We start from the raw sequence: 26,598 nt of genomic DNA, 5'->3' as shown, positions 1-26,598 counted from the left end.
CGAGGACCCGCAAGCGGGCGGAGCGCTTCGGGTGGAGGACTTGTGCAGATCAGGCCGTGGGAGAAGGCGGCGGGTCGTCCGGAGACGCCGCGGACCCGATCCGGGCCTCGGCGAGGCTCAGCTCGCGCGTCAGGAGCGTGATCTTGCGCGAGAGCTGGTTCGCGCGCCGGTGGCTCGTCGCGATGTAGCTGACGAAGGCGATCACCAGTGCGTACAGCAGCAGGTCCGTACCGCGACCCACGCCGATGAGGTTGGCGAGATAGGACAGCGCCTGGGGGAACACGATGGCGACCACGGCCGCGACCACGAAGCCCGCGAGGAGCAGACGCCGGATGGCCTGGTGGCGGGCGTCGGCGGTCGATCGCGTGAGGAGGGCGGCGACGACGGCGATCGCCAGGAGGAGGATGACCTGAATCAGCACGAGAATCCCTTCCGGTCTACTTGAAGACCAGGTCGACGAGGATGTTGACGGAGTTCCACAGCGACTGACCCTTGCCGCGCGAATAGTCGGTGTACAGCACGTGCACCGGGTGCTCACGCCACGGAAGACCCGTGCGCCCGAGCTGGTGCACGATCTCGCTCGCGTGCGCCATCCGGTCCTGATGGAGGTCCACGGCCCTCGCCGCATCCACCCGCAGGACCCGCAGTCCGTTGTGGGCGTCGGTGAGCCTGAGGCCGGTGCTGCGGTTGGTGAACCAGACCGCGGTTCGCAGCACCGCACGCTTGAGCAGGCCCGGACGGGTCCGGTCGTCCAGGAACCGCGACCCGAAGACGATGGCGAGATCCTCGGACCGGGCCCGCTCGACCATCGCGACGGCGTCCTCGACCTGGTGCTGACCGTCCGCGTCGAACGTCACGACGTACGCGGCGCCCGGGCGGCTGCGCGCGTACTCGATGGCGGTCTGCAGCGCGGCGCCCTGGCCGAGGTTCACGGCGTGCCGCAGGACCGTCGCGCCGGCCTCCTCGGCGCGGGCGGCCGACTCGTCCGAGCTGCCGTCGTCGACGCACACGACGTGGGGGAAGGTCCGCAGGGCAGCCCGGATCACGTCGCCGACGACCTCGGCCTCGTTGTACAGCGGGACGGCGAGCCAGACGTCGTCGAGCGACCGGCGGTCGGGGGACGGTGTGACGGCAGCCGAGTCGGCGAGGTCCGGGGCCTCGGGGGATTCCATGGCACGTATTCTTGCAGGCCGACCCGACCGGTCGACGCCGTGATCGACCGCCGATCTCCGTCGAACCAGCGCGTCGACCAGAGGTGATGCATGCCACAAGGTGATGTGCATCCGCCAGGTGCGCGCGGTCTAGAGTGTTCCTGGCTACTGAGATCTCGAAGGGATTTTTCATGAGCGTTCGCATCGCCCCCAGTGCCGATGTCTCCGATGACGCGAGCATCGGAGAGGGCAGCCAGATCTGGCACCTCGCCCAGGTGCGGGAGGGCGTCACACTGGGCGAGTCGTGCGTGGTCGGACGAGGTGCCTACATCGGTACCGGCGTCCAGGTGGGTCGACACTGCAAGATCCAGAACTACGCACTCGTCTATGAGCCGGCGACCCTGGCAGACGGAGTGTTCATCGGCCCGGCTGCGGTCCTCACGAACGACACCTACCCGCGTGCGATCAACCCCGACGGCTCGCTGAAGAGCGCCGACGACTGGCATGCCGTCGGAGTGACGATCGAGGAAGGCGCGTCCATCGGTGCACGCGCCGTGTGCGTGGCACCCGTGACCGTCGGGGCCTGGGCCACCGTCGCGGCCGGAGCTGTCGTCACCAGAGATGTCCCTCCTCACGCGATCGTCGTCGGTGTGCCGGCACGCCGGGTGGGCTGGGTCGGGTACGCGGGCCAGCCGCTCGTGCAGGAGGGAGACCACTGGGTCTGCCCCGTGAACGGCACCCGTTTCGAAGAGTTCGACAACTCCATCAGAGAGGTAGTGGCCCCATGAGCCAGGCGCTAATCCCAGCAGCCAAGCCGATCGTCGGCGACGAGGAGCGAGAGGCGGTCGACCGTGTCCTACGCAGCGGGATGATTGCGCAGGGTCCCGAGGTGGCGGCCTTCGAGAAGGAGTTCGGCGACGTCCTGGTGGGTGGGCGCACCTCCGTGGCCGTGAACTCCGGGACCTCCGGGCTGCACCTCGGGCTCCTGGCGGCAGGAATCGGGCCTGGTGACGAGGTCATCGTCCCGTCCTTCACGTTCGCGGCCACCGCGAACTCGGTCGCGCTCACGGGAGCCACCCCGGTCTTCGCGGACATCGAGCCCGAGTACTTCTGCCTCGCTCCCGAGTCGGTCAGGTCCGCTGTGACGGACCGGACGAAGGCGATCATGCCGGTGCACCTCTACGGGCACCCGGCCGACATGTCCGGGCTTCAGGCGATCGCGGACGAGCACGACCTGCTCCTCTTCGAGGACGCCGCCCAGGCGCACGGTGCTTCGCTCGGTGGGCGCCCCGTGGGCAGCTTCGGCGCGTTCGCGATGTTCAGCCTGTACCCGACCAAGAACATGACCTCGGGCGAGGGCGGCATGGTCTCGTGCGCGACCGACGAGATCGCGCGGAACGTGCGCCTGCTGCGCAACCAGGGCATGGAGAAGCAGTACGCCAACGAGGTCGTGGGCTTCAACGCGCGGATGACGGACGTCCACGCCGCCATCGGTCGCGTCCAGCTCACGAAGGTCGGCGGCTGGACCGCCGACCGCCAGCGGAACGCGGCCTTCCTCGACGCGCACCTCGAAGGAGTCCGGACCCCCGCGGTCGCCGACGGCGCCGTCCACGTCTACCACCAGTACACGATCCGCGTCGCCGAGGACCGCGACCGTGTCGTGACCGCCCTGCGCGAGGAGCACGGCGTCGGGTCGGGGGTCTACTACCCGATCCCCAACCACCGCCTCGAGAGCCTCAAGCACTTCGCGCCCGGCCTCGAGCTGGCGGAGACCGAGAAGGCCGCCGCCGAGGTGATCTCCCTGCCCGTGCACCCGTCGCTGTCGGCAGAGGACCTCGACCGCATCGTGAACGGGGTCAACGCCGTGGTCAAGGCAGGTGCGTGATGGCTGACCTCAAGGCAGGTCTCATCGGCGTCGGCGCGATGGGTCGGCACCATGCCCGCGTGCTGCGCGAGCTGCCCGGCGTGGACCTCGTCGCGATCGCCGACCCGGGCGGAGACCCGTACGGCGTCGCAGGCGAGCTCGAGGTCCTGCGCGACGTCGACGAGCTGATCGCGGCAGGGATCGACATGGCGGTCGTCGCGGTACCGACACGCTTCCACGAGGAGGTCGGGCTCGCGCTCGCAGCGGCCGGCGTCCACGCGATGGTCGAGAAGCCCATCGCCGAGAACGGCGAGGCCGGTGCACGTGTGGCCCAGGCGTTCAAGGACGCCGGGCTCGTCGGGTGCGTGGGCCACATCGAGCGCTTCAACCCTGCTCTGCAGGAGATGCGTCGACGGATGGAGGCCGGCGAGCTCGGCGAGGTCTACCAGATCGCGACGCGTCGCCAAGGGCCGTTCCCGGCGCGGATCGCCGACGTCGGGGTCGTCAAGGATCTCGGGACCCACGACATCGACCTGACCGCCTGGGTCGCGCAGAGCCCCTACGCGTCGATCACGGCGAAGACGGCGCACAGGAGCGGACGTCCGCACGAGGACATGGTCCTCGCCACGGGACAGCTGCAGAACGGCGTGATCGTCAACCACATCGTGAACTGGCTCTCGCCCATGAAGGAGCGGCTCACGATGGTCACGGGCGAGCGGGGGGCGTACGTCGCCGACACCGCGAGCGCCGACCTGACGTTCTACGCCAACGGCGTCATCCCGACCGAGTGGGAGTCCATCACGGCGTTCCGAGGGGTCTCCGAGGGCGACATCATCCGCTACGCGATCGCCAAGCGCGAGCCGTTGCGCGTCGAGCACGAGGCGTTCCGCGACGCGGTCCTCGGCGTGAGCAACGACGTGGTCACCATGGAGGAGGGCCTGCGGACGCTGAAGGTTGCCGAAGCAGTCCTCGACTCGGCTGCGCGCGGCGTGACGGTTGAGCTCTGAGGTCCTGAGCGAGGGGCACCCGCTGCGTCGTGCGCTGGTGCCCCTCGCCGTCCTGCTCTCGGCGGGGATGCTGCTCGCCCGCCTTCTCCTCGCCCAGCGGGCTGGGGCGGTCGACCTCTCGACGGGATCGTTCGTGCTCGTCGCGGTGTCGATCTGTGTCGTCTGGCCGGTCGGTCAGTGGTACGTCCTCCGGCGGCTGGTGGGAGAGGACCTCTGGGCCCAGGCCTGGGCGACGCTCGCGGTCGTCACGATCGGGTGGTACCCGTGGCTGACGCTGACGACGCTCGCGCCGCGCGACGTCGTGGCGTTGTCCTTCATCCCGGTGGCCATCGGGCTCGTGCTCGACGGCCGCCTGCGCGGCGGACCCCGACGTGTGCTCCAGGTCGCGGGGGGACTGGTCGTCCTCGTCCTCGTCGCGCTCGCCCTGCGCGGGGTGTCGTCCCGCTCGCCGGAGCCGGCGGCGATCGAGTCCTCTGCCCAGGCCGCAGGTGAGGTGCTCCTGGGTACGGCCCTGCGGTTGCCGCCCGCGTGGGTCGGTGCTGCTCTGGTCCTGTGCGGGATGATCGGGCTGGTCGTCACGAGACGGTGGAGGTCCCTTCCGGCCGTCCACGTGCTCCTCGGTGTGCTCTACGTCTTCGCGTCCGCCCCGTGGATCCCCTATCTCGGGTACGCCTCGTGGACGGCACTGCCGCCGGCGGCCGTCTTCGTCGCAGGCCTGGGGGTGACCGGCTCCCTGCTCGCCGGTGCGGGGGCAGCCTCGCTGCTGACCCTGACTCGTGCGAGCGGTCTCGGGCGGTGGCCGACGGCACTCCTGTGCGTCGCTGCCCTGGCGGCCGCCGTCGTCCTTGCCGACACGGGACTCATCACCGGGATCGTCGCCGGTCTCGTCTGAGCAGGCGGCCTGTTCGTCCACGTCGACACGCCGTCCTGCTGCGCACGTGCGGGCTGTGACCGCTCGATCGACCATAGGTTCACGTATGGTCGACGAGCGGGACGCACGTCGTGACGTGAGACGAGGGGCGGCAAGCATGAGGAATCCACGCGCCGGTAGGGCGCTGGCGTTCGGGACGGTGCTCGTTCTGAGCAGCGTGGCGGTGGTCGTGCCGGGACAGGCGACCGGGCGCGTCACGGGTGCCGCGGTGGCGGCGCAGGACGAGACGGCGGTCGCCACCGACGAGACCACCTATGCGCTGGAGGGAGACCCCGCGCTCGCTGTCGAGATCGAGGCAGAGGCCGTCGCAGGCGTCGACCCCCTGGTCGCCGCAGATGCCCAGGACCCAGCGGCCCCCCAGGGGCCAGGCACACGGATCTTCTCCACCCCGGACGCCGTGCTCACCGCGACCGGCCCAGGGGCGGGTTTCGCGACCGTGGGCGTCACGTGGGACGCAGGGAGCGCCCCTGAGGGGACGAACGTCGCCGTCAGGACACGGGACGGTGAGACCTGGAGCGAGTGGGTGCCGCTCGAGCTCGAAGGGTTGAGCGAACCGGGGACAGGGGAACCCACGGGCGCACCGGTGCTGCGTGACGGGACCGAGCCGCTGCTCGTCGGAGTCGTCGACGAGATCCAGGCGGTGGTCCGTGGCACGGGGGAGGAGCTGCCGGAGAACCCGGAGCTGGTGGTCATCGATCCCGGAGCGGACTCTGCCGCCAGCAGCCGCGCACCGAGCGCCTCGGCGTCGGCTCGGACCGTCGGGGACCTGGGGGCCGGCGACGTCGAGCTCGTCGCGAACCACCTGACGACCGACGCTGCAGCACGGACCGACTCGGGTGCCCTGTCGTCGCAGGACGGTCTCGTGCTGCGGTCGACGGCGTCGTCCACGACGTCCGCGCTGGAGACGTCAGCCCTTCCGACGGCGCTGAGCGCTCCCGTGCCGACCATCAGCTCACGGGCACAGTGGGGCGCCGACGAGTCGATCATGAGGTGGACGCCCCAGATCGGTGTCGTCAAGGGTGCGGTCATCCACCACACGGCAGGGACCAACAACTACACAGCCGCCAACGTCCCCTCCATCCTGCGCGGCATCTACACGTACCACGCCCAGTCCCGTGGCTGGGGCGACATCGGGTACAACTTCCTCGTCGACAAGTTCGGAGGCATCTGGGAGGGCCGCAGCGGCGGGATCGACCGTGCAGTGATCGGCGCGCACGCGTCGGGGTTCAACTCCGAGCTCTTCGGCGTCTCGGTCATGGGCAACTATCAGGAGGTCGCGGTACCGCAGGCGGCGGTCAGCTCCGTGAGCAGGGTCGTCGCCTGGAAGCTGGCCTTGCACGGTGTCCACCCTGAGGGGACCGCGGTGGTCAACGGTGTGCGGCGGCCCACCGTGGTGGGTCACCGCGACGTCGGGCAGACGAGCTGCCCGGGCGCATACCTCTACCCGCTGCTCGGAAGCATCCGTGCGTCCGCGACGGCGCTCCAGGGGGCGACGCTCGACCGCGGGCCGTCCCGGGACCTGACGGGCGACGCACTGCCCGACCTCGTGCTCCGCGGGTCCAGCGCGGTCTCGCTCGGCACCGCGAGCTCCGCCGGATGGCGTCCTGCTGCGCTCGTCGGCAGCGGATGGACCGGTACCAGGACCATCGCACCCGGCGACTGGGACGGCGACAAGGTGCCCGACCTCATGCTGCTCGGCACGGACGGGCGGCTCTGGTTGTACCCGGGGACCGCCGCAGGGGGCTGGGGGACCCAGCGGGCGATCGGCACCGGCTGGCAGACGATGAACCTGATCATCGGGGGGCACGACTGGAACGGGGACGGCAGGGACGACCTGCTGGCACGGCGCGCGAGCGACGGGACTCTCTGGCTCTACCCCTCGGCGGGGAAGGGCGGTTTCGGCGCAGCCCGGCAGATCGGCAACGGTTGGAACGTCATGTCGTCGATCAGCATGGTCGGCAACCTGCGAGACGGGCGTCCGGCGTTGGCGGCCAGAGGTGCAGACGGCGTGCTCCGCACGTACGTCGGAGACGGCAAGGGCGGGTTCTCGGGAGACGTGCTGACGCTCGGCACCGGGTGGAACGCCATGACGGCGATCATCGGAGCGGGCGACATGACCGGGGACGGCAACGTCGACCTCGTGGCACGGGACACGGCCGGAGACCTGTGGGTGTACGTGGGGGACGGTGCGGGGAGCTACCTCGGCCGGTCTCGCATCGGCTCCGGGTGGCAGGGGTTCACCGCCGTCCTGCCTGCAGGGCGCGCCGGACCCGGACAGGACTTCTACGCGATCACATCGGGCGGAGCCCTCTACCGCTACGTCTACCAGGGGACCGGGAAGATCGATCGGACGGTCTCGACGGGGATCTCCTCGACAGGGGTCGCCGAGGTGATCGCGCCGGGGGACTGGAACGGCGACGGGCGCCCCGACCTGCTGACGAGACGGACCAACGGAGCCCTCCACCTCCACGCGGGACTCCCGGGGGGCGGGTTCGACAAGGCAGGTCGGCAGGTCGGCACCGGCTGGAGCGTCATGAGCCAGGTCGTCGCGGCCGGTGACTGGCTCGGTACCGGCGTGCCCGGCCTCATCGCGCTCAACCGGTCGACCGGCCTCGTCTGGCTGTACCCGGGAGACGGCAGGGGAGGGTTCGGCGTGCCGTTCCAGATCGGGTCGGGCGCCTCCTCGGTCGACATGATCGTCAGCGTCGGACAGTGGGCAGGGGGGATGGCTCCGGACCTCGTCACGCGCGAACGCGGGACGGGACGGTTGCACCTGCGCCGTGGGAACGGGGGCGCGTCCCTCGGTGCTCCGACGCTGATCGGCTCGGGGTGGGCCTCGTTCTCGGCGATCGTCGGCGCGGGTGACGTCGACGGAGACGGCTTGCCCGACATCCTCGCCGTGAGCCCCGACCGGAAGGTCTACCTCTATCCCGGCGACGGTGCTTCCGGGTTCGGGGTGGCACGGAGCATCGGGAACGTCCCCGCGGACGGAGCGGTGTCGTGACCACCTGATCCATGTCTACGGCCGGACGGCCTGGTCGATCGTGACGACGATCGACCAGGCCGTCCGGCCGTTCCGGGACGGGTCTCCGGACCGCGTAGGGTCGTGCCCTGCACGAAGTCACGTCGGGCTCGTGCGTCCGAAGGCTGGTGGGAGTACTGGTGAACGTGGTGGAGCTGATTCCTGGTCTTGCGCTGATCCTGGGGTTGTGGTGGGGACCAGGGATCCTGGTGGGGGCCGCGTTCGGCTTCGGTTGGCGCCAGCTCGTCGCCGTCGCCCCGCTGATCAGCCTCGGGGTGCTGACGACCTTCGGTGTCTGGTCAGGGATCGCCGGGCTGCCATGGAGCCTCACGACCGTCGCCGTGGCGGTCGTCGTCCTCGCTGCCCTCGTGCTGGGTGCCCGGCTGCTCGTCGCGCGGCGACTGCGCGCGAGATCGGGCGGCGGAGGGGCCGCTGGTGAGACCACGACCCAGGGGCTCGACGAGGCGGCAGGGGCGCCGACCCTCGTGGGGCGCCGACTCGCGATCGTCGCGACCGGCATCCTGCTGGGGGCCGCGGTCGGGGCGGTGATCTGGTGGCGGGCGACCGACGGCTTGATGCTGCTGAACCAGGACTGGGACATCCCGTGGCACGCCAACATGATCCGTCTGCTGGCGGAGACGCAGGAGTGGACCACGTCTGTCGCCGGCAACTTCGCCTACTACGACACGGTCATCGAGGACGCGCCGATCCGGAACTACCCGATCGCCTTCCACGCCGTGGCAGCGCTCGCGTGGCCAGGGTCGGGGCTTGCGGTCACAGAGTTCCTGAGCCTGTTCCAGATGATGATCGTCGCGGTCCAGCTCCCTGTGTCCGCCGCCGCCCTGACCTGGCACCTGACGCGCCGCAGCGGCGCGACGGCGCTCGCGGCGCTCGCGGCCACCATGCTCAGCTCCTTTCCGTACGACCTGCTCTTTCGAGGGCCCCTGATCCCGCTCGTCGTGGGCCTGGCGCTGCTCGGACCGTTCCTCGTGGCGGCAGCACGGTCCGGCCATCACTTCGCGTGGCGCTGGCGTCTCGTGGCGGGGATCGGTGCCGTCGGGCTGTTCGGAGCCCACGCCAGCATCGCGGTCGTCGCGGTCGTCGTGCTCCTCGTGTGGTTCGCCCTGGCCGTGCCCGCCACCTCCCGAGCCTTCGCCCGACGTGGTCTGGGGCTCGTGACGACCGGGCTGATCGCCGCGGTGCTCGCGGGTCCTCTCGTCCTGGAGATGATGAGGGAGTCCGGCCGGGTGTCGGAGATCACCTGGCCGGCCTACGAGACGGTGCCGCAGGCTTTCGGGGAGGTTCTCTTCCTCTCGCACGGCAACGGCATGGCGCAGTGGAGCTGGGCGGTCCTGCTCGTCGTGGGCTGCTTCGCGATGCTCAGGTGCGCCCGTGTGCGCTGGTACCTGGTGGCCTATCTCGTGGCAGTGGCAGCGGCAGCCATGACGGCCGGGTCGGACGGGGAGCTCATCACCTCGTTGACCGCCTTCGTCTACAACGACTCGTGGAGGCTCGTCGGGTTCGCCACCCTGCTCGCCGTGCCCGTGATCGGGATGGGCGGTCAGAGAGTCGCGGACGCGGTGGTGCAGCTGTGGCGTGGAACCAGGTTCCGGCAGGTGGGCATCGTCACGTCAGCCGTCCTGGCAGCGCTCGTCCTGGGCGCGGTCGTGCGCGCCGACGTCGCGCGAGACGTCTGGACGCTGCAGCGCGGCTACCGGGAAGGAAGCACCGTGACGGCTGCGGAGCGGCAGATGATGGAGTCGCTGACGGCGATCGTGCCGCCCGAGGGGCAGGTGCTGAACGACGCGTGCGACGGATCGGTCTGGATGTTCGCCCTGGCCGACCGGATGCCCATGATCCGCCACTTCGAGATCGTTCCCACGGACCGGCAGCTCCTGCTGCTCAACGACTTCAACCAGCTCGACACCGACACGCAGGTGCAGCAGGCCGCAGCAGAGCTCGGCATCACCCACGTCTACGTGAGCGATGGGCGGGTCAGGGGCTATCTCCCGCGTCCGGCAGGGCTCGAGGGCCTCGACCAGGTCGAGGCCCTCGAGATGGTCGCCGAGAACGAGATCGCACGGACCTACGAGGTCCGCTGGGACCGGATTCCGGGCGGTGAAGCCATGTTCGCCGAGGCGGCGGCGTCCCACGACAGCCACCCCGGCGTTCCCGGCATCTGGCAGTCGTCCGATCCTGCCCCGCTCGAAGACCAGAACGCCGTCTGCATCTGATCTGCGACGTCAGAAGATGCGGTCGATCGAGTTCCATCCCGTGCCGACCTGCCGCGGTGCCCGGAAGGAGCTCCCGGACCAGGGGTAGAGGAACATCCTGCCCGTGCCGTCTGCCGCGAGCAGGTCCGGGATGCCGTCGCCGTCCCAGTCGTCGACGGCGAGGAGGTGGCGCATCGTGCTCCAGCCGTTGCCGATGCGGACCGGGTCGAAGCCCCCGGAGCCGTCCCCGCGGTAGAGGAAGAGGTCTCCCGCCTGCGAGCGGGCCAGGAGGTCCGCCGTGCCGTCACCGTTCCAGTCGCCCGCACCGAGGACCGAGGTCATGCTCGACCAGCCGGGCCCCACGAAGCGTCGAGCCCCGAACCCACCCGTGCCGTTCCCGGGGTACAACCACATCGCACCGGAGCTGTCGATCGCCAGGAGGTCCGCGCTGCCGTCCCGGTCGACGTCTCCAGGGGCCAGGATCGTCGCCATGGAGGCCCACCCCGGACCGACGACGGTGCGAGGCCCGAAGCCGCCCGCGCCGTTGGAGGGGTATCGGTACAAGGTCCCTTGGGCGCTGATCGCCAGGACGTCCGGGTTGCCGCTGCCGGTGAGGTCGCCGCCGCGGACCACGAGGCGCATGCTGGACCAGCCCGACCCCACGGTCGTCTGAGCGAGGAAGCCCCCCGTGCCGTTGCCCTCGTAGGCGAGCAGGTCGCCACCGGGAACCTGGCCGAGCAGGTCGGGTCGGCCGTCGGCGGTGAAGTCGGAGTCGATCCGTGAGGACGCGGTGAGCTTGAACCAGTCGCTCCGCAGACCCAGCGCAGAACGGAAGCCGGCCCCTGTGACGGTCGTCGAGCCCGTCGACCCTGCGACGACGACGCGCTCGACGCGGCCACCCCACTCGCCGTTCCCCGTGCGTGACTGGACCGTGATGCTGCGCACCGTCCCGACCGACGGGAACGCCGAGCGCAGCTGGGCGGCGCTGAACTTCACCGACCACGCGTGCACGGGGTTGCCCGTGCCGTCCCACGGGTCGGCCCGGGCCACGAGATAGGGCTGGCTCCCTGCGGCGGTCCAGCCACCGTTCGACGCACTGAACTGCGTGAAGGCGGGGCGGCCACCGTGGTGGCGGACCTGGTTCGCCGTCGCCGTGATCGCGGCGTCGGTCGTCGCGGCCTCGTGCACGGCGGTCTGGACACCGGAGGAGGTGAAGGACTTGTGGCCGGCGTAGACCTGGCACTGGGTCGTGTCGCACGTGTGCCAGGCCGCTCCCGGGTCCTGCGCCCGCTCGAAGGATGCGTACGTCCGTGCAGCGACGCTCTGGGCGCGCAACGCGTGGGCAGGCCATGACGACGGCGACTCCGCCGGGACCACGGAGCGAAGATAGTCGTCCATGCGCACCTCGTTCACGGTCCTGATCCGCGGCGAGGCGCCATCGACGACTGCTCGGACCGTCCCTCGGTAGTCCTTCTGGGTGCCGGTCGGCCCGATCAGGCGGATGAACCCTGACGGAGCCGCGATGCTCAGGAAGTTGGGCGAGGCGCCTTGCGACCACCTCTTCCAGGAGCCACCGACGAGCCCGTCGAGCAGCAGCCCGGACCCGCTGCGGGTGATGCGCCACTGCGTCACCGTCTGGCCCGGAAAGCCGATCGGGGTGTTGCGACTGACGCTGTCCGATGCCGTCATGCCCGGGACGGCGAGGATACGGACGTCGTTGTCGGAGTCTGCGGAGATCAGGACGCGGATCGGCTCGTCGGCCTGGGTGACGGAGGTCGTCCCCGGGTAGTAGAAGTCGAGGATCTGCTGGTACTGAACGCCCTGACTGGCCGCGGCACGGGCCCCGTACTGCGACATGCCTCGCCCGTGGCCGTAACCACGCCCGGCGACCGTGACCGTCCCGGTGCCGGGCAGGGTGACGCGGTCGACGGTCGAGATGGGTGCAGCGGTCGCCTGCGGGACGTGGCCGGCTGCCATCAGCAGCGCCAGGGTGAGGCACGTCGCCACTGCGGGCAGACGGGGCATCGATTGCATGCGAGACTCCTCGGTTCGGTCGACTTCAGGCTACGTCGGTGCTTGGGCGACCGCAGGGAACGAGTACTCTTGCCCGGGCGTTGCACGCGCAGGGGTGGCTGCGGGCGACCAAGGTAGCCATAGAGAGGTATGCGATCAGATGTCACGTCAGTCCGGTGTGCGCCGACTCCTCGACCACTCCGCGACGCGGTACCTCCTGGTCGGCGGGTCGGCGCTGCTCGTCGACCTGGGCCTGCTGACGCTGTTCTACCGTGGATTCGGTGCGCCGCTGTGGCTCGCTACGGCGTGCGGGTTCTGGGGCAGCTTCGCTTTCAACTTCACTCTGCAGCGACGCTTCGCCTTCGGCGGCCAGACGCCCACGGGCCGGGCACTCCTGCGCTACTGCGCGCTTCTCGTCGTCAACTCGCTCGTGAACATCGTCGTCGTCGAAGCGTTCGAGCGCATGGGCTGGGGCTTCGCCGCAGGCAAGATCGTCGTGACACTGGCCCAGACGATCTGGAACTACCTCGCGTACCGCTACTGGGTCTTCGCGGCCCCGGGCGCCCGAGCCCCGGGCCGCCCACCCGAGGCGGACCAAGAACCTACCCGGCCGACCACCCAGGAGAACTGAGAATGTACAAGGGAGCGAGGATCGCGGCAGTGGTCCCGGCCTACAAGGAGGAGTCGATGATCCGTACGGTCATCGACACCATGCCTGAGTTCGTGGACCTCATCGTGATCGTCGACGACTGCAGCCCGGACGGGACGTCGGAGGCGGTGAAGTCGTCGGACGACCCCCGCGTCGTGCTCATCCGGCACGAGGTCAACAAGGGAGTCGGCGGGGCGATCGTCACGGGCCACCGGGCAGCGATGGAGAGGGGGGCCGACGTCGACGTCGTCATGGCTGGGGACGCGCAGATGGACCCGGCCTACCTTCCCGACCTGCTGGACCAGGTGACGTCCGGCGGATTCGGGTTCGCCAAGGCCAACCGGTTCTTCCGCCCCGACTCCTACGTCGGCATGCCTCGGCACCGCGTCTTCGGCAACGTCGTGCTCTCGTTCATGACGAAGTTCGCCTCGGGGTACTGGCACCTGTTCGACCCGCAGAACGGCTACACCGCGGTCCGGACATCGGTGCTCGAGAAGATCGACCTGGACAGGGTCTCCGAGAGGTACAGCTTCGAGAACGACCTGCTGATCCACCTGAACGTCGCCGGCACGTCGGCGGTCGACGTGCCGATCCCCGCGGTCTACGGCAACGAGGTGTCGAGCATCAGGTTGGGCAAGGTCGTGCCGGAGCTCATGAGCCTGCTCTTCCGGGGCTACTGGTACCGCTTGTGGTACCGCTACGTCCTGTGGTCCTTCTCCCCGGTCGCGCTGCTTCTGTTCACCGGGCTGTTTCTCACGTTCGTGGGAGTCGTCGCCGGGGTCTGGATGATCGTGGCGACCTGGAACTCGACGCCGGCGACGGCCGGGACCGTGCTGCTCGCCGTCACCCCGTTCGTCCTGGGGGTCCAGATGCTCGTCTCCTCGTTGCAGCTCGACATACAGGAGAGCCCCAAGGACCCGCACCTCCTGCCGTTCGAGTAGACGAGGCCCTCCTCCCGCATCGCAGGCCCATGGTGGGGCCTGCGATGCGGGCAGGTCAGGCGAGAGGTCGAGCCACCGACCGGACGACCTCCGCGACGCGGTGACCGACCCCGGCGAGCGACGCGTTGTGCTGGACCCAAGCAGCCCGTTCAGAGCGGTGCACGGCGTCGTCGGGAGCGGCCTCGAGGGCGTCGAGCATCGCCTGGGCGACGGCTGCCGACTCCCACGGGACGGCCCAGCCGAGCGCCCCCTCCTCGATGACGTGCGTGGTGGTGCCAGACCCTGCGAAGACGACAGGGGCACCGGTCGCGGCCGTCGCGATCGCCTTCGTCGCGAGCGCCATCGTGTACCCGCCGTCGGGCCTGACGCTCGCGAGCCCGGCCACTGCTCCGCGGAGACGACCGGCGACCTCGTGCCCGGGCAGAGTGTCCTCGAAGACGAAGGCCTCGCCGAGCAGCTCCTCACCACGTCGGCGGATCGCGTCGCTCTGCGTACCCCGACCGATCATGACGAGCCGCGCGTCGGGCCTGCGTTCGATCACCTGCACGAACGCCTCGACGAAGACGTGCGCTCCGTGGAGATCGTTCATGCTTCCGGCGTAGACGAAGTACGGGGACCCGGCCCGGACACCGGGTGGAGGCGTGAGAGGACCGACCGGGCTGAACACGGACGTGTCGACCCCGTTGCCCACGAGGTGCACGCGGGAGCGCGGCACACCGAGGGCGACGACCTCGTCGACGACGTGCTGGTTGACCGCCACGACCGCGGCCGCGCCACGCAGGGCGAACCTCTCCACCGCGCGCGACAGCGCGACCACGGCGCGCGGGTAGCCGGCGCCCGCGGCGGCCGTCGAGACGACGTCTGCTGCGTAGTACACGTAGGGGGTCCGCCGGACGGCCAGGGCGACCCGCGCGGCGGCCCCTGTCGTCGGGGGCGGCTCGACGAGCACGGCTCCCTGCCGACGCTGAGCGAGGAGGCGGAGCACCAGCGGCACGTCGAACGAGGCGTACGGGAGGTAGCCACGGACGGCGCCGTCCGCAGCCCGCAGGACGGGCCATCGGCTGACGGAGATGCCTTCGGCGAGGGGGCTGGGACGGGTGCCCGGGGGGACCGTCGAGGTCAGCACGCTCACAGGACCGGAGTCGGTCAGGGCGACGGCGGCGGCCAGCAGGCGGAACCCGGCAGCCGATGGTTCCGGTGCGAAGAGCCGTGAGGCGATGCTCGTGGGACGAGAGGTCGGTGTGCTCATGGCTCCTGGTCGTGGTCGTGGACGGGCACTGGTGAAGAGGTCGACGCGCCCGGAGGACGGTTCCCCCGTACGAGCGCAGCCATCATAGTCAGGGGGACCTGCGAAGATCGGGTGTCGATCTGCCGTCCTCGCGAGCACGGTGCCCGGTATGTACGGCGAGGGTGGCAAGATGTCCGGCGTGGCGCCCGTGCGACGCACGGCCAGGGATCCCGGCGCACGTGCCCAGGATCGTTGGGAGGACTCCTTCCGCGGGTGGGAGCATGGTGCCGCCCGGAACTCGACCCCGTGTCCCGGGCCGCAGGTCTGGAACCCTTCTCTCGAAAGTGATGGCATCGACCAACGATGAAGCTCGTCTGGAACACCCTGCGGGAACTGATGCCGTTGCTCCCGAGGGGCGCTCGCCGCTTCTTCGGCTACTACGTCGTCCTCACGAGCGTGCTTGCGGTGCTGGACGTCGCGGCGATGTCGGTACTGGCCCTGGTCATCACGCCCATCGTCACCCAGTCCGACATCACCCTGCCTGTTCTGGGGACGTTGCCCGCCTCGTCCGCGCCGTGGCTGATCCTGGGTGCCTGCGGTCTCATCATCCTCAAGAGCGCGTTGACGCTGCTCCTGCACTGGGTCGCCACCCGCCGGTTCGCACGCTACGAGCTCGAGATCGGTCAGCGGCTCTTCGGCGCGTACATCCACTCGACGTGGGAGGAGCGGTCCAAGCGCAGCGTCGCCGAGATCACCCGTATCGCGGACGCAGGTATCGCCAACACGATCATGGGCTTCATCCTGCCGATCGCGCTCATCCCGAGCAGCGTCGCCACCTTCGCCCTGATCCTCCTCGTGCTCGTGGTGGCCCAGCCCCTGACGGCCGTCATCGCCCTGACCTACCTCGGCCTCGTCGCGCTGCTGGTGAACGTCTTCGTCACCCGCCGCGCACTCGAGGCCGGGAGGGTCAACCGCGACTCGAGCTATCGCGTCGCGATCTTCATGACCGAGATGGTCGAGGCGCTCAAGGAGCTCACGCTCCGCAACAGCCTGGAGCAGGTGCTCGGGGTCGTGACGACCGAACGCCACCGGGCGGTGCGCTCGCGGGCGAACGCTTCCTTCCTCGGCGTCATCCCCAAGTTCGTCTTCGAAGCGGCTCTCGTCGGTGGTTTCCTCCTCATCGGAGGTGCCTCCTACCTGATCTCCGGGCCTGAGGAGGCGATCGTCGCGGTGGCCCTCTTCGCCGTGACCGGTTTCCGCCTCATTCCCGCGATCAACGGTATCCAGGGCGGCGTCATCCAGGCGAGCGCGAGCATCCCCTCGGCTCAGGACGTCATCGGTGACATCCGGGCTGCTGAGACGAACGTCGCCGTGCAAGCAGGCAAGGACGCCAAGGACCTGCCGCAGTCTCCGGCGATGCTGAGGCTGCAGGACGTACGGTTCCGCTACCCGAAGGCCGCCGCGGACGTGCTCAAGGGGATCGACATCGACATCCCGTTCGGCAGCTCGCTGGGGATCGTCGGCCCCTCCGGTGCCGGGAAGTCCACCCTCATCGACATCCTCCTCGGCCTGAGCACTCCTACCTCGGGCACGGTCATGATCGACGGCGACTCGATCACGGAGGTGCTCAGCCAGTGGCGGGGTCGCGTCGGCTACGTCCCGCAGCGGGTCGCGCTGTTCGACGGCACGATCGCCCAGAACGTGGCCCTGACGTGGGACTCCGACTTCGACCGCGACCGCGTGACGCGAGCGCTGGAGATGGCGCAGCTCTCCTCGCTGGTGGCCGAGCGCGAGGGCGGCATCGACACCCGGATCGGCGAGCGGGGAGTGGCTCTCTCCGGTGGGCAGCAGCAACGTCTCGGGATCGCGCGCGCCCTGTACTCGGACCCGCTGATCCTGGTCCTGGACGAGGCGACCAGCTCGCTCGACACGAAGACCGAGGACGACGTCTCGAAGGCGATCCGAGGACTGCAGGGGGGCATGACCATCATCTCGGTCGCGCACCGCCTCTCGACGATCAAGGACTACGACCAGATCTGCTACCTCGAGGACGGCAAGGTGCTCGGGCTCGATACGTTCTACGGCCTCGCCGAGTCGTTGCACGCCTTCGGTGAGCAGGTCGGGCTCGCTGGACTCGCACGCCGCGCGGACGCCCAGCGATGAGCGTCGCTCCTCCCGTGGTCGACGTGGTCGTCGCGGTTCATGACGTGCGCCGTCGTATCGACCGCGGGGTCGGCTCCCTCCTGCAGGGGACGAGGACGCCGGTGCGTGTGACGGTCGTCGCGCACGGCATCGCCTCCGAGCAGGTGAGCGAGGCCCTGGGAGCTTCCGCGGCTGATGGGAGGGTACGGATCGTCGAGCTCGACGACGGTGTCCGCTCGCCTGCGGGACCGTTCAACCACGGCCTGGACCTGGCGGAGGCCGACTGGGTCTCCATCATGGGCTCCGACGACTTCCTGGAGCCTGGAGCGCTCGACGCATGGGTCGCGCACGTCCGTGCGCACGGGACGGACTACCTGATCGCGCCTCTCAGGGACCAGTCCGGCGCGGTCTGGCGGGATCCTCTGACCAGACCCCGCCGTACAGGCGCCCTCGACCCGGCCAAGGATCGGCTCGACTACCGGGCGGCACCCCTGGGGCTCGTCCGCCGGACCTACCTCGAAGAGGTCGGGGTGCGCCTCACGGAGGGCCTGGCCACGGGGGAGGACATCGAGCTGGGGCTCGCACTCCTCAACAAGGGCGGGCGCGTCGACCACGTCCCCACGCTCCCCGCCTACGTGATCGGCCAGGACGCGCCGGTCCGCGTGACCTTCGCCGAACGGTCGTTCGCCGACGAGATGTCGGCCCTCGAGCATCTGACGTCGGTCCGATGGCCGCTCGAGCTGCCTCCGGCGCACCGCCGCGCGATGGCGATCAAGCTGTGGCGGCTGAACGTCCTGCCCGCGGTCCTGCTGCGTCCGGACGCCGACCAGTGGGACGTGGCCGACCGTGAGGCGCTCGCACGGGTCGCCCGGTGGCTCAGGTCGCTGTCTCCTGACGCGGAACGCTCGCTCTCGCGTGCCGAGCACCGGGTGGTGGCCGTCGCCGACGGGACGGACGTGTCCGAGGTCGTCGCAGCCGTCCGAGCGGTGGGTGCGGCTGGTCCGTCCGACCGGGCGGTCGCGGCGAGCCTCGGACACACGCTGGCCCGTGACGCGCTGCTTCGCAGAGCGTTGCGCATGCGCCTGGGGCGATGACGACCTGCGCCCTCGCGACAGTATCGAAAGGAATGATCACCGTATGACGATCCTGGGCAGGGCCTTGCGTGCACCCCGACGGCTGGCCGAGTGGGCCATCCGTTCTCGCCGGTCGTTCCCCCGATGGGTCAACCGTGCGATCGATCACGTCGCGGACAACCCCGACGGGTTGCTGGGCCGTCTGGCGGCGCGGTCGATGGGCACCTACGGGCCGGATGACGTCCCGCCTCCGACAGCCCCCCCGGCCGCGGCGCGGCGCGTGTACATCGGCCCAACGAACTACGCGGCGCAGGGCTGGTCGTGGGCGCGGTCCCTGGACGCGTCGGGAGCCGACGTGGGCGCGCGCAACATGGCGGTCGAGGTGCCAGGGGGGTTCTCCTTCGCCGCCGACACCGAGGTGCCCGTTGCGGTCTACCACCGGTCCCACGAGTGGCAGCAGCGGGAGCTCGAGGCGGTCGGTGCCTTCACGCACGTCTTGTTCGAGGCTGAACGCCCGCTGTTCGGTCGGCTCTTCTCACGAGACGTGGCCGCCGAGGTCGCGGCGCTCGAGGAGCGAGGGGTCGTGACCGCGTTCATGTGCCACGGCACCGATGTCCGTCTTCCCAGCACGCACGTCGACCTGACGCCGTGGTCGCCGTACCGCGACCCGGGCCTGTACCTCGAACGCTACGAGAACGAGGCCCGAAGGAACCGTGCCCTGCTCGACCGACTCGACCGTCCGACGTTCGTGTCGACCCCCGACCTTCTCGTCGACGTCCCGTACGCGACATGGTGCCCCGTCGTCGTCGACCCACGCCGGTGGGCGCGCCCTCAGCGGGCCCCTGGCGGACCGCTCGTGGTCGCGCACGTCCCCTCGCACTCGACGATCAAGGGGACGCACCTGATACGTCCTGCACTCGAGCGGCTGCACACGGAGGGGATCGTCGACTACCGCGAGATCAGCGGCGTGCCGTCGGCGCAGATGCCCGACCTCTACGGCGCGGCCGATGTCGTCCTCGACCAGTTCCGGCTGGGGTCCTACGGGGTCGCCGCGTGCGAGGCCATGGCTGCGGGACGGATCGTCGTGGGACACGTCCTGCCGCAGGTTCGAGACACCGTGCTGCGCGAGACCGGCCTGGAGCTCCCGGTCGTCGAAGCCACCCCGGACACCGTCGAGGAACGGCTGCGCGAGCTGGCGGCCGATCCGGCGTACCGGGCCGAGGTCTCGGTCGCAGGGGTCGACTTCGTCGATCGTGTGCACGACGGACGTCGCAGCGCGAGCGTCCTTCTCGAGAGGTGGGTGGACGCACGATGACGTTCCCGAAGACCACAGACCTGTGGCGCTCGCTACCGATGCCCGTCCAGGACCTTCTCGGTGTGGCGGTGGCACGTGTGCGAGGTGAACGCGTGCCCCCGCCGCCCGAGCCCGGAGACCGGGACGTGAGGCTGATGATCGCACCCGCGAACTATGCGGGTCAGGGGTACCGCTGGGCGCGCGCCGTCGAGGAGAACCCCGACGTGGCGGCGATGAACATGGTCTACTCCTCGATCAACCCCTTCGGGTATCCGGCGGACAACCCCGTGCCGGGACGCATCGCGGCGCACTCGCGCCGGTGGCAGCGCGCGCAGTACCGCGCCCTCGTGGAGCGGTTCACGCACCTGCTGATCGAAGCGGAGATGCGTCCCCTCGGCAGCGCTCTCGGGGGTGAGGTCCTGGCGCAGGCGCAAGCCCTCGAAGCGCGCGGGCTCAAGATCGCCATGCTGTGCCACGGCTCCGACATACGGCTTCCTTCGCGTCATGCGGCGGCCGACGTGTGGTCTCCGTTCCACGACGACGAGTGGGTCCCGGTGGCGTCCCTCGAGACCATCGTCCGCGGCAACCTGAAGGTTCTCGAGGACCTCGGGGCGCCGGTCTTCGTCTCGACGCCGGGCCTGCTGCCCGACGTCCCCCGGGCGCACCTCCTGCCCGTGGTGATCGCGCCCGACGACTGGGTGCAGGAGACCGCGGTGCTCGAGCGCTCCCGCCCGGTCGTGGTGCACGCGCCGTCCAACCCGCACGTCAAGGGGACGGCTCAGATCGTGCCGATGCTCGAGCGTCTGCACGACGAGGGCGTGCTCGAGTACCGGAGCGTGAGCGGGGTCAAGCACGAGGAGATGCCGGCCGTCTTCGGGGCCGCCGACGTCGTGCTCGACCAGTTCCGCCTCGGTGACTACGGGGTCGCTGCGTGCGAGGCGATGGCGGCCGGCCGGCTCGTGGTCTCCCACGTCCTGCCCGAGGCGCGCGAGGCGGTCGAGGCCGAGACGGGTGAGGAGCTGCCGATCGTGCAGAGCACGATCGGAGATCTCGAGGACGTCCTTCGAGACGTCGTCGCACGCCGGGACCACTATCGGGCGCAGGCTGCACGAGGGCCCGCGTTCGTCCGGGCGGTTCACGACGGTCGCCTGTCCCGCCGTGTGCTCGAGGACCATTTTCTCTTTCTCTGAACCGTCCGACCCGGCTCGGTGTCGACCAGAGGAGCGACCGCCGCTCAGGGCCAGGGGCCTGGACGGCCCACGGCCTGCTCGGCGACGGGACGAGCCCGTACCGGGGTCGACACGGTCTACGTCCCCGTCGACCGTGTCGACGACGTCCGGGGCCAGTGCTAGATCCCTGGGCAGTGCAGCTAGACGTGCGGCCGGGGCGCCGTGGCACCGGTGCTCGTGTCCTCGGACACGGTGCCGCTCGCGGAGGGACGGGCCGGCGGGACCGCATCCTCTCGCGCGGCGCGGCGGTCGTCCCACCACCGTCGCATGCGCCGCTCGGCAGGCTTCTCGACGAGCAGGTGGAGTGCTGCTGCCGCACCGAGCGCGGGAACGAACGTGATCGCGTACCAGAGAAGGTTGTCCCAGCCGACGGGGAAGATCCCGAGCTGTGCGCGCAGGAAGTACACGATCGTGGCGTGCACGAGGTAGAACGCGTAGGACCACTCGCCGAGGGTCACCAGGACGCGGGAACGCAGCAGCGAGCGGCCACCGCGAAGGTCTCGCCCGGCCACCAGCACGATGGCCGTCGCACAGGCGATCGTCGCGAGCTCGTTCGCGCTCGCGATGGCGTACGTGGTGAGTGTGCCGGGGTTCGGCACGAGGTGGGTCGCGTACGCGAGCCAGCCGAGGAAGCCGAGGACGATCCCGTAGCCGACCCAGGGCGTGAGCCGGACACGGAGGCCGTGGCGCACTGCCCAGGCGAGGCACATCCCGAGCGCGAACTCGGTGATGCGCACGATCGGCCAGGGCATGTCGGCGGCCCACCAGGCCTCGGGGGAGGACACCGTGGCGATCCGGTAGGAGAGCGCGACGCCGATGACCACTGCCGCGCCCACGAGGGCCCCACGCACGCGGAACGGGCGCAGAGCGCGCTGCAGCGCGGGGTGCATCGCGTAGAAGAAGGCTTCACAGGTCAGCGTCCACGCGGCCGGGTTGCCGGAGAAGAGGATCGCAGGGTCTCGGGACCACCCTTGCAGCAGGAGGAAGGAGAGCACCAGGACCGGCCCGAGGGGCTTGACCCACCACTCGGTCGGATCGGGGGCGACGGCGTAGAAGACCGGGATGGCGAGCAGGAGAGCGACGAGGTGGGACGGGTAGATCCGCGCGAACCTGCGCCACCAGAAGGTCGGTGCATCCGTCCGAGGGGACCACGACCAGGTCAGGACGAACCCGGACAGGACGAAGAAGAACGTCACCCCGAAGTTCCCGTACTGCAGCAAGGAGTTGATGGGGAGAGGAGCGAGCACCTCCATGTGGAAGGCGAACACCCCGAATGCGGCCCACCAGCGGAGCCCGGTCAGGGAGTCCGCGCGCGGCATGCGTGCAAGGCTCGCCAAGTTGTCCACAGCGGGTGAGACTACCAGTGGCCCGGAGCGTGCACGCCGCGGGCGCGTGGAGGTGGCACGTCGGCGGCCCGGCGCAGGGCTGGTAGCGTCGCGGCGTGCCCGAGACCCTCGCTCCTCACGTCACTCCCCAGGTCGATGTCGTCATCGCGGTGCACGACGAGCGCCGCCCGATCGAGAGGGCGGTCGCGTCCGTCCTCCAGGGGGCTGTCCGACGCGTCCGGGTGACGGTCGTCGCGCACGGGCTCGGGGTCGAGGCAGTCAGGTCGAGGCTGGGGGGGCTGGCTGACGACGAGCGGGTCCGCGTCGTCCCGTTCGTCGACGGGGTGCGCTCGCCCGCCGGGCCCTTCAACCACGGGCTCGATCTGGCGACCGCCCCCTTCACATCGGTCATGGGCTCGGACGACGTCCTCGAGCCTGGGGCCGTCGACGCGTGGCTGGCCCTCGCCGAGCGGGAGTCCGCTGATGTCGTGCTCGCGCGCGTCCGCCACGAGGACGGTCGTCCGGTGCGCACCCCGCCGACGCGTCTCGGTCGCACCCGGGGGCTCGACGGCGTCCGCGACCGGCTGGCGTACCGCAGCGCCCCCCTGGGGCTGGTGTCGCGGGCGAAGTTCGGCGCGCTGCGGTTCACGACGGGGGTCGCGGTCGGTGAGGACATCGAGTACGTCAACTCCATGTGGTTCTCCGGTGCGCGGCTGGTCCTGGCGAGAGGACCCGCCTACGTCGTGATGGCCGACGTCTCGGGACGAGTGACGGGCGCCGCCCGACCGGTCTCCGACGAGTTCTCCTTCCTGCAGGACGCGCTCTCCGGCCTCAGGAAGCGGGACGAGGCGGTGCTGAACGCGTACGGGACGAAGTTCTTGCGCGTCCAGGTCTTCGGTGCCGTGCACAACCGGCCAGACCCCGACCGGTGGTCCTCGGGGGAGCGTGAGGAGCTCGCCTCCGTCTGCCGTACGGTCCTGGCGCTCGCCCCGCGAGCTGCCGCGCCGCTCGCGCGGGCAGACCGCTCGCTGCTCGACGCCGTGCTCGACCCGTCGGTCCCTGTCGAGGCGCTCCTCGACAGGTCCGTCGCCCGTAGACGGTTCGGTCGGCCTGCGACGCTCGTCCCGCGCGACCTGCGTCGCGTCCTCCACCGTGAGGCGCCGTTGAGGTTCATGGTGGCGTCCGTCGCCGCAGGTCGCTGACGCGACCGACGGGTGGTCCTGACCAACTATCCTGGGTCCTGTCTCCGAGGTCAGCACACCCCGTGGGATCCCTCCACACGATTGAGGTTTCTTGATGCACATCGCCGTCGTTGCGCTCGGCAAGATCGGCCTTCCGTTGGCGGTCCAGTTCGCAGACCGCGGTCACGACGTCGTCGGGGTCGACGTCAACCCGGCACTCGTCGCGGAGATCGACGCGGGCCGTGAGCCGTTCCCCGGCGAGGCGCACCTCGGCGAGAAGCTCGCCGCGGTCACGGCGTCGGGCAGGCTCCGGGCGACGACCGACTACGCGCAGGCGATCCCCGGTGCTGACGTCGTGGTGGTCGTCGTACCGCTCTTCGTGGACGAGGAGACCGCTCAGCCGGACTTCGCGTGGATGGATGCCGCGACACGGTCGATCGGGGAGCACCTCGCGCCGGGGACCCTCGTCTCGTACGAGACGACACTGCCCGTCGGCGTCACACGGAATCGCTGGAAGCCGCTCCTGGAGAAGGTGTCCGGTCTCGTCGAGGGGCAGGACTTCCACCTCGTGTTCTCTCCCGAGCGCGTGCTGACCGGCCGGATCTTCGCTGACCTGAAGCGCTACCCGAAGCTGATCGGTGGGCTCGGCGACGAGGGGGCGCGGCGTGCTCGGGAGTTCTACGAGGCGGTGCTGACGTTCGACGAACGCCCCGACCTGCCGCGGCCCAACGGCGTCTGGGACCTCGGCAGCGCCGAGGCCGCCGAGCTGGCGAAGCTGGCGGAGACGACCTACCGGGACGTCAACATCGGGCTGGCGAACCAGTTCGCCCTCTTCGCCGACCGGCAGGGCATCGACGTCTACGCGGTCATCGAGGCGTGCAACTCCCAGCCCTACAGCCACATCCATCGGCCGGGGATCGCGGTCGGTGGCCATTGCATCCCGGTGTACCCGCGCCTGTACCTGTCGGTGGACCCCGAGGCCTCGATCGTGCGTGACGCCCGCAGCGTGAACGCCGCGATGCCCGAGCGCGTGGTCGCACGCGCGGCCGAGGTGATCGGCAGCCTCGAAGGGCTGCGCGTCGTGGTCCTCGGCGCGTCCTACCGGGGCGGCGTGAAGGAGACGGCGCTCTCTGGCGTCTTCCCGACGGTCGAGGCCTTGGTCAAGCAGGGGGCGAGCGTGCTCGTCCACGACCCGATGTACGAGGACGACGAGCTCGCGAAGCTCGGCCTCGACGCCTACCACTACGGCGAACCTGTCGACGTCGCGGTCCTCCAGGCCGACCACGCGGAGTACCGGGACCTCGGCCCGGAGAGCCTTCCGGGAATCAGGCTGCTGGTCGACGGTCGTCGGTGCACGGATCCGGCACGGTGGGTCGGCACCCCGCGCGTCGTGATCGGCCAGGGGGGCGCATCATGAGCTCCGGCCCCCTGCCCGACCGGTCGTCCGTCAAGGTCGTCGCCGTCGTCGTCGCGTTCAACCGGCGTGACCTGCTCAAGGACGCTCTCGACGCTCTCGACGCCCAGACGCACCCTCTGGCCGGCGTCGTCGTGGTCGACAACCGGTCCGACGACGACTCGGCGGTCGTCGCCGCGGAGCACCCGATCGGTGCGACCGTGCTCGAGCTCAGCCGGAACACCGGAGGCGCCGGGGGCTTCGCCGCGGGCATCGCGCACGCGCTGTCGGAGTTCGACCCCGAGTGCCTCTGGCTCATGGACGACGACACCATCCCCACGCCGTCGGCCCTCGACGAGCTCCTGCGCGCTCGAGAGGAGTATCCGGAGCCTGTCGCTCTCCTCGGCAGCAGGGTCGTGTGGCACGACGGCCGCGACCACCCGATGAACACCCCGCGTCGGCGCCCCGGCGCGACGCGTGACGAGATCTCGGACTCCTCGGCAGTGGGTGCGGTACCGGTGCGTTCGTCGTCGTTCGTGTCGATGCTGATCGACACCCGTGCGGTCCGCTACCACGGCCTGCCCATCGCCGACTACTTCATCTGGAACGACGACTTCGAGTACTCGTGCCGGATCCTGCGTCGTGGGATCGGGCTGTACGTGCCGGCGAGCGTCGTCGAGCACCGGACGCAGAAGTTCGGCGCGACGGACACGGACCCGGGCGACCGCTTCTACTTCGAGGTGCGCAACAAGATCTGGATGCTCACCCGTTCGACCTCGCTCTCCCCGGAGGAGCGTGTCCTGTACGCAGGGTCGTCGCTGCGCCGGTGGACGCGGACGTTCGCGGGATCGAGTCAGCGCGCCGTGCTGCGTCGTGCCGCGATCAAGGGGATCCGGGACGGGATGCTGCGTGGGCCGCGTTCCACGGTCAAGGTCCTGGACGGCAGCGGCATCTCGACGGACGAGGTCCTCGACGCCGAGGCGGGGTCGCCCCGCCGTCGGGGGGAATGATCGCTCGTGCCGTCGCGCATGACCGGGGCCACCGAACCCGCCCTCCTGCCGTTCTCCGTCCTGCTGCCCGTCTACGCGGGTGACCGGGCCGACTTCCTCGACCGGGCCTTCCGGTCGGTGACCGAGGACCAGTCCCTCCCTCCCGACGAGGTGGTGATCGTCCAGGACGGTCCGGTGGGGGCCGACCTGCGCGACGTCCTCGACAAGCTGACGAGTACCAGCGCACAGCCAGTGCGGCGCGTGGTCCTGGAGACGAACGTCGGGTTGGCGCGCGCGCTCGAGGCAGGGTTGGACGCGTGCACCCATGAGATCGTCGCGCGAATGGACGCGGACGACGTGGCCCTGCCGCAGCGGTTCGAACGACAGGTCCCGCTGATGCACTCGCTGGACATCGTCGGGTCCGCCATCCAGGAGTTCGCGAGCGAGAGCGAGCCGGGCGTCGTCAGGACGCCTCCGTTGTCGGGCCACGAGATCGACCGCTCGTCGCGCCTCTACTCGCCGTTCAACCATCCCTCGGTCGTCTTCCGGCGGTCGGTGGTCCGTGCGGCGGGTGGCTACCAGGACCTCCCGCTGCTCGAGGACTACTGGTTGTGGGTACGCATGATCACGGCAGGGGTCCGGGCCGGCAACCTCCCGGAGGTCCTGCTGCTCTACCGGGTGGGTGCCGGGGCCTACGGGCGGCGCGGTGGGGCGCTCGTCCTGCGGAGCGAGATCGAGCTGCAGCGCCGGATGCACCGGATCGGTTTCACGTCGAAGGGCCAGCTCGTCCGCAACGTCCTGGTGCGCGGCGGCTACCGCCTCGTGCCGGAGTCCCTCCGGCGCCGGGCGTACCGGAAGGTGGTCGTCGGGATGTGAGGACGCTGGGCTAGGCTGTGTGCGCCCGTGGTCCGTGACGTCGACGCGCGATCCGGCGTTGAAACTGTCGAGCTGAA

At 70.2% G+C, this 26,598-nt stretch carries 21 protein-coding genes; 16 read left to right on the top strand and 5 right to left on the bottom strand.

The window, feature by feature from the left end; translation table 11 throughout:
• Positions 1 to 49: 49 nt before the first annotated feature.
• Both IE95_RS0102555 and IE95_RS0102550 read right to left on the bottom strand, forming a co-directional pair.
• Complete coding sequence (locus IE95_RS0102555; RefSeq protein WP_036570566.1) at positions 50 to 421, bottom strand: DUF2304 domain-containing protein; 372 nt, start codon at positions 419 to 421, stop codon at positions 50 to 52.
• Between the two features lie 16 nt (positions 422 to 437).
• Positions 438 to 1,172, bottom strand: a complete 735-nt coding sequence (locus IE95_RS0102550; protein WP_030150062.1) for a glycosyltransferase family 2 protein — start codon at positions 1,170 to 1,172, stop codon at positions 438 to 440.
• A gap of 170 nt (positions 1,173 to 1,342) precedes the next feature.
• Between IE95_RS0102550 and IE95_RS0102545 the strand changes: the two genes are divergently transcribed.
• From IE95_RS0102545 to IE95_RS0102520, 6 genes are all read left to right on the top strand, one after another.
• Positions 1,343 to 1,939, top strand: a complete 597-nt coding sequence (locus tag IE95_RS0102545; RefSeq protein WP_030150061.1) for an acyltransferase — start codon at positions 1,343 to 1,345, stop codon at positions 1,937 to 1,939.
• Positions 1,936 to 3,036 carry a DegT/DnrJ/EryC1/StrS family aminotransferase gene (locus tag IE95_RS0102540; protein ID WP_030150060.1) on the top strand — a complete coding sequence of 367 codons (1,101 nt, stop codon included), beginning with the start codon at positions 1,936 to 1,938 and terminating at the stop codon, positions 3,034 to 3,036. The genes IE95_RS0102545 and IE95_RS0102540 overlap by 4 nt, the downstream gene beginning before the upstream one ends.
• Positions 3,036 to 4,022, top strand: coding sequence for a Gfo/Idh/MocA family protein (locus IE95_RS0102535; RefSeq protein WP_030150059.1), 987 nt, complete (start codon positions 3,036 to 3,038; stop codon positions 4,020 to 4,022). The genes IE95_RS0102540 and IE95_RS0102535 overlap by 1 nt, the downstream gene beginning before the upstream one ends.
• Positions 4,012 to 4,914 (top strand): hypothetical protein, encoded by a 903-nt coding sequence (locus IE95_RS0102530; protein WP_030150058.1) that lies wholly within the window; start codon positions 4,012 to 4,014, stop codon positions 4,912 to 4,914. Before IE95_RS0102535 ends, IE95_RS0102530 begins: the two co-directional genes overlap by 11 nt.
• Before the next feature lie 136 nt (positions 4,915 to 5,050).
• On the top strand, positions 5,051 to 7,957 hold the full coding sequence (locus IE95_RS19385) for an FG-GAP-like repeat-containing protein (protein WP_129429430.1): 2,907 nt from the start codon (positions 5,051 to 5,053) through the stop codon (positions 7,955 to 7,957).
• Between the two features lie 158 nt (positions 7,958 to 8,115).
• Complete coding sequence (locus tag IE95_RS0102520; RefSeq protein ID WP_157283408.1) at positions 8,116 to 10,209, top strand: DUF6541 family protein; 2,094 nt, start codon at positions 8,116 to 8,118, stop codon at positions 10,207 to 10,209.
• Positions 10,210 to 10,218: 9 nt separating this feature from the next.
• Here IE95_RS0102520 and IE95_RS18560 read toward each other — a convergent pair whose 3' ends face one another.
• Positions 10,219 to 12,222: a SpoIID/LytB domain-containing protein gene (locus tag IE95_RS18560; protein WP_084689724.1), complete on the bottom strand. Its 2,004-nt coding sequence runs from the start codon at positions 12,220 to 12,222 to the stop codon at positions 10,219 to 10,221.
• Positions 12,223 to 12,361: 139 nt separating this feature from the next.
• Between IE95_RS18560 and IE95_RS19995 the strand changes: the two genes are divergently transcribed.
• Positions 12,362 to 12,832 carry a GtrA family protein gene (locus IE95_RS19995; RefSeq protein ID WP_164984127.1) on the top strand — a complete coding sequence of 157 codons (471 nt, stop codon included), beginning with the start codon at positions 12,362 to 12,364 and terminating at the stop codon, positions 12,830 to 12,832.
• A gap of 2 nt (positions 12,833 to 12,834) precedes the next feature.
• Positions 12,835 to 13,791 carry a glycosyltransferase family 2 protein gene (locus tag IE95_RS0102505; RefSeq protein ID WP_036570562.1) on the top strand — a complete coding sequence of 319 codons (957 nt, stop codon included), beginning with the start codon at positions 12,835 to 12,837 and terminating at the stop codon, positions 13,789 to 13,791.
• A 55-nt stretch (positions 13,792 to 13,846) separates the two neighbouring features.
• On the opposite strand, the gene IE95_RS0102500 is transcribed toward IE95_RS0102505, so the two are convergent.
• Entirely contained in the window at positions 13,847 to 15,040 is a 1,194-nt protein-coding gene (locus IE95_RS0102500) for a glycosyltransferase (protein ID WP_036570560.1), read from the bottom strand.
• A 342-nt stretch (positions 15,041 to 15,382) separates the two neighbouring features.
• On the opposite strand from IE95_RS0102500, the gene IE95_RS0102495 reads away from it, so the two are divergent.
• The 4 genes from IE95_RS0102495 (at position 15,383) to IE95_RS0102480 (ending at position 20,718) form a co-directional block, all read left to right on the top strand.
• On the top strand, positions 15,383 to 17,182 hold the full coding sequence (locus IE95_RS0102495; RefSeq protein ID WP_030150051.1) for an ABC transporter ATP-binding protein: 1,800 nt from the start codon (positions 15,383 to 15,385) through the stop codon (positions 17,180 to 17,182).
• Positions 17,179 to 18,255 (top strand): glycosyltransferase family 2 protein, encoded by a 1,077-nt coding sequence (locus IE95_RS0102490; protein WP_051702611.1) that lies wholly within the window; start codon positions 17,179 to 17,181, stop codon positions 18,253 to 18,255. The genes IE95_RS0102495 and IE95_RS0102490 overlap by 4 nt, the downstream gene beginning before the upstream one ends.
• Positions 18,256 to 18,298: 43 nt before the next feature.
• Positions 18,299 to 19,549 (top strand): glycosyltransferase family protein, encoded by a 1,251-nt coding sequence (locus tag IE95_RS0102485; protein ID WP_030150049.1) that lies wholly within the window; start codon positions 18,299 to 18,301, stop codon positions 19,547 to 19,549.
• 134 nt (positions 19,550 to 19,683) lie between these two features.
• Positions 19,684 to 20,718 (top strand): glycosyltransferase, encoded by a 1,035-nt coding sequence (locus IE95_RS0102480; RefSeq protein ID WP_129429427.1) that lies wholly within the window; start codon positions 19,684 to 19,686, stop codon positions 20,716 to 20,718.
• Positions 20,719 to 20,897: 179 nt separating this feature from the next.
• Here IE95_RS0102480 and IE95_RS0102475 read toward each other — a convergent pair whose 3' ends face one another.
• Positions 20,898 to 22,076: an acyltransferase family protein gene (locus tag IE95_RS0102475; protein WP_051702609.1), complete on the bottom strand. Its 1,179-nt coding sequence runs from the start codon at positions 22,074 to 22,076 to the stop codon at positions 20,898 to 20,900.
• Positions 22,077 to 22,198: 122 nt separating this feature from the next.
• Between IE95_RS0102475 and IE95_RS0102470 the strand changes: the two genes are divergently transcribed.
• From IE95_RS0102470 to IE95_RS20805, 4 genes are all read left to right on the top strand, one after another.
• Positions 22,199 to 23,284 carry a glycosyltransferase gene (locus IE95_RS0102470; protein ID WP_051702608.1) on the top strand — a complete coding sequence of 362 codons (1,086 nt, stop codon included), beginning with the start codon at positions 22,199 to 22,201 and terminating at the stop codon, positions 23,282 to 23,284.
• Between the two features lie 94 nt (positions 23,285 to 23,378).
• On the top strand, positions 23,379 to 24,680 hold the full coding sequence (locus IE95_RS0102465; RefSeq protein ID WP_030150045.1) for a nucleotide sugar dehydrogenase: 1,302 nt from the start codon (positions 23,379 to 23,381) through the stop codon (positions 24,678 to 24,680).
• The gene (locus tag IE95_RS20810; RefSeq protein ID WP_030150044.1) at positions 24,677 to 25,666 is read left to right on the top strand and encodes a glycosyltransferase; all 990 of its coding nucleotides are present in this window, start codon (positions 24,677 to 24,679) and stop codon (positions 25,664 to 25,666) included. Before IE95_RS0102465 ends, IE95_RS20810 begins: the two co-directional genes overlap by 4 nt.
• A 6-nt stretch (positions 25,667 to 25,672) precedes the next feature.
• Entirely contained in the window at positions 25,673 to 26,521 is an 849-nt protein-coding gene (locus IE95_RS20805; RefSeq protein WP_240666277.1) for a glycosyltransferase, read from the top strand.
• Positions 26,522 to 26,598: the final 77 nt, after the last annotated feature.

The organism is Oerskovia turbata (genome assembly GCF_000718325.1).
Taxonomy (GTDB): Bacteria; Actinomycetota; Actinomycetes; order Actinomycetales; family Cellulomonadaceae; genus Oerskovia; species Oerskovia turbata.
Note: the sequence above shows the minus strand (reverse complement) of the source record. Positions and strands in the feature narration are given on the sequence as shown.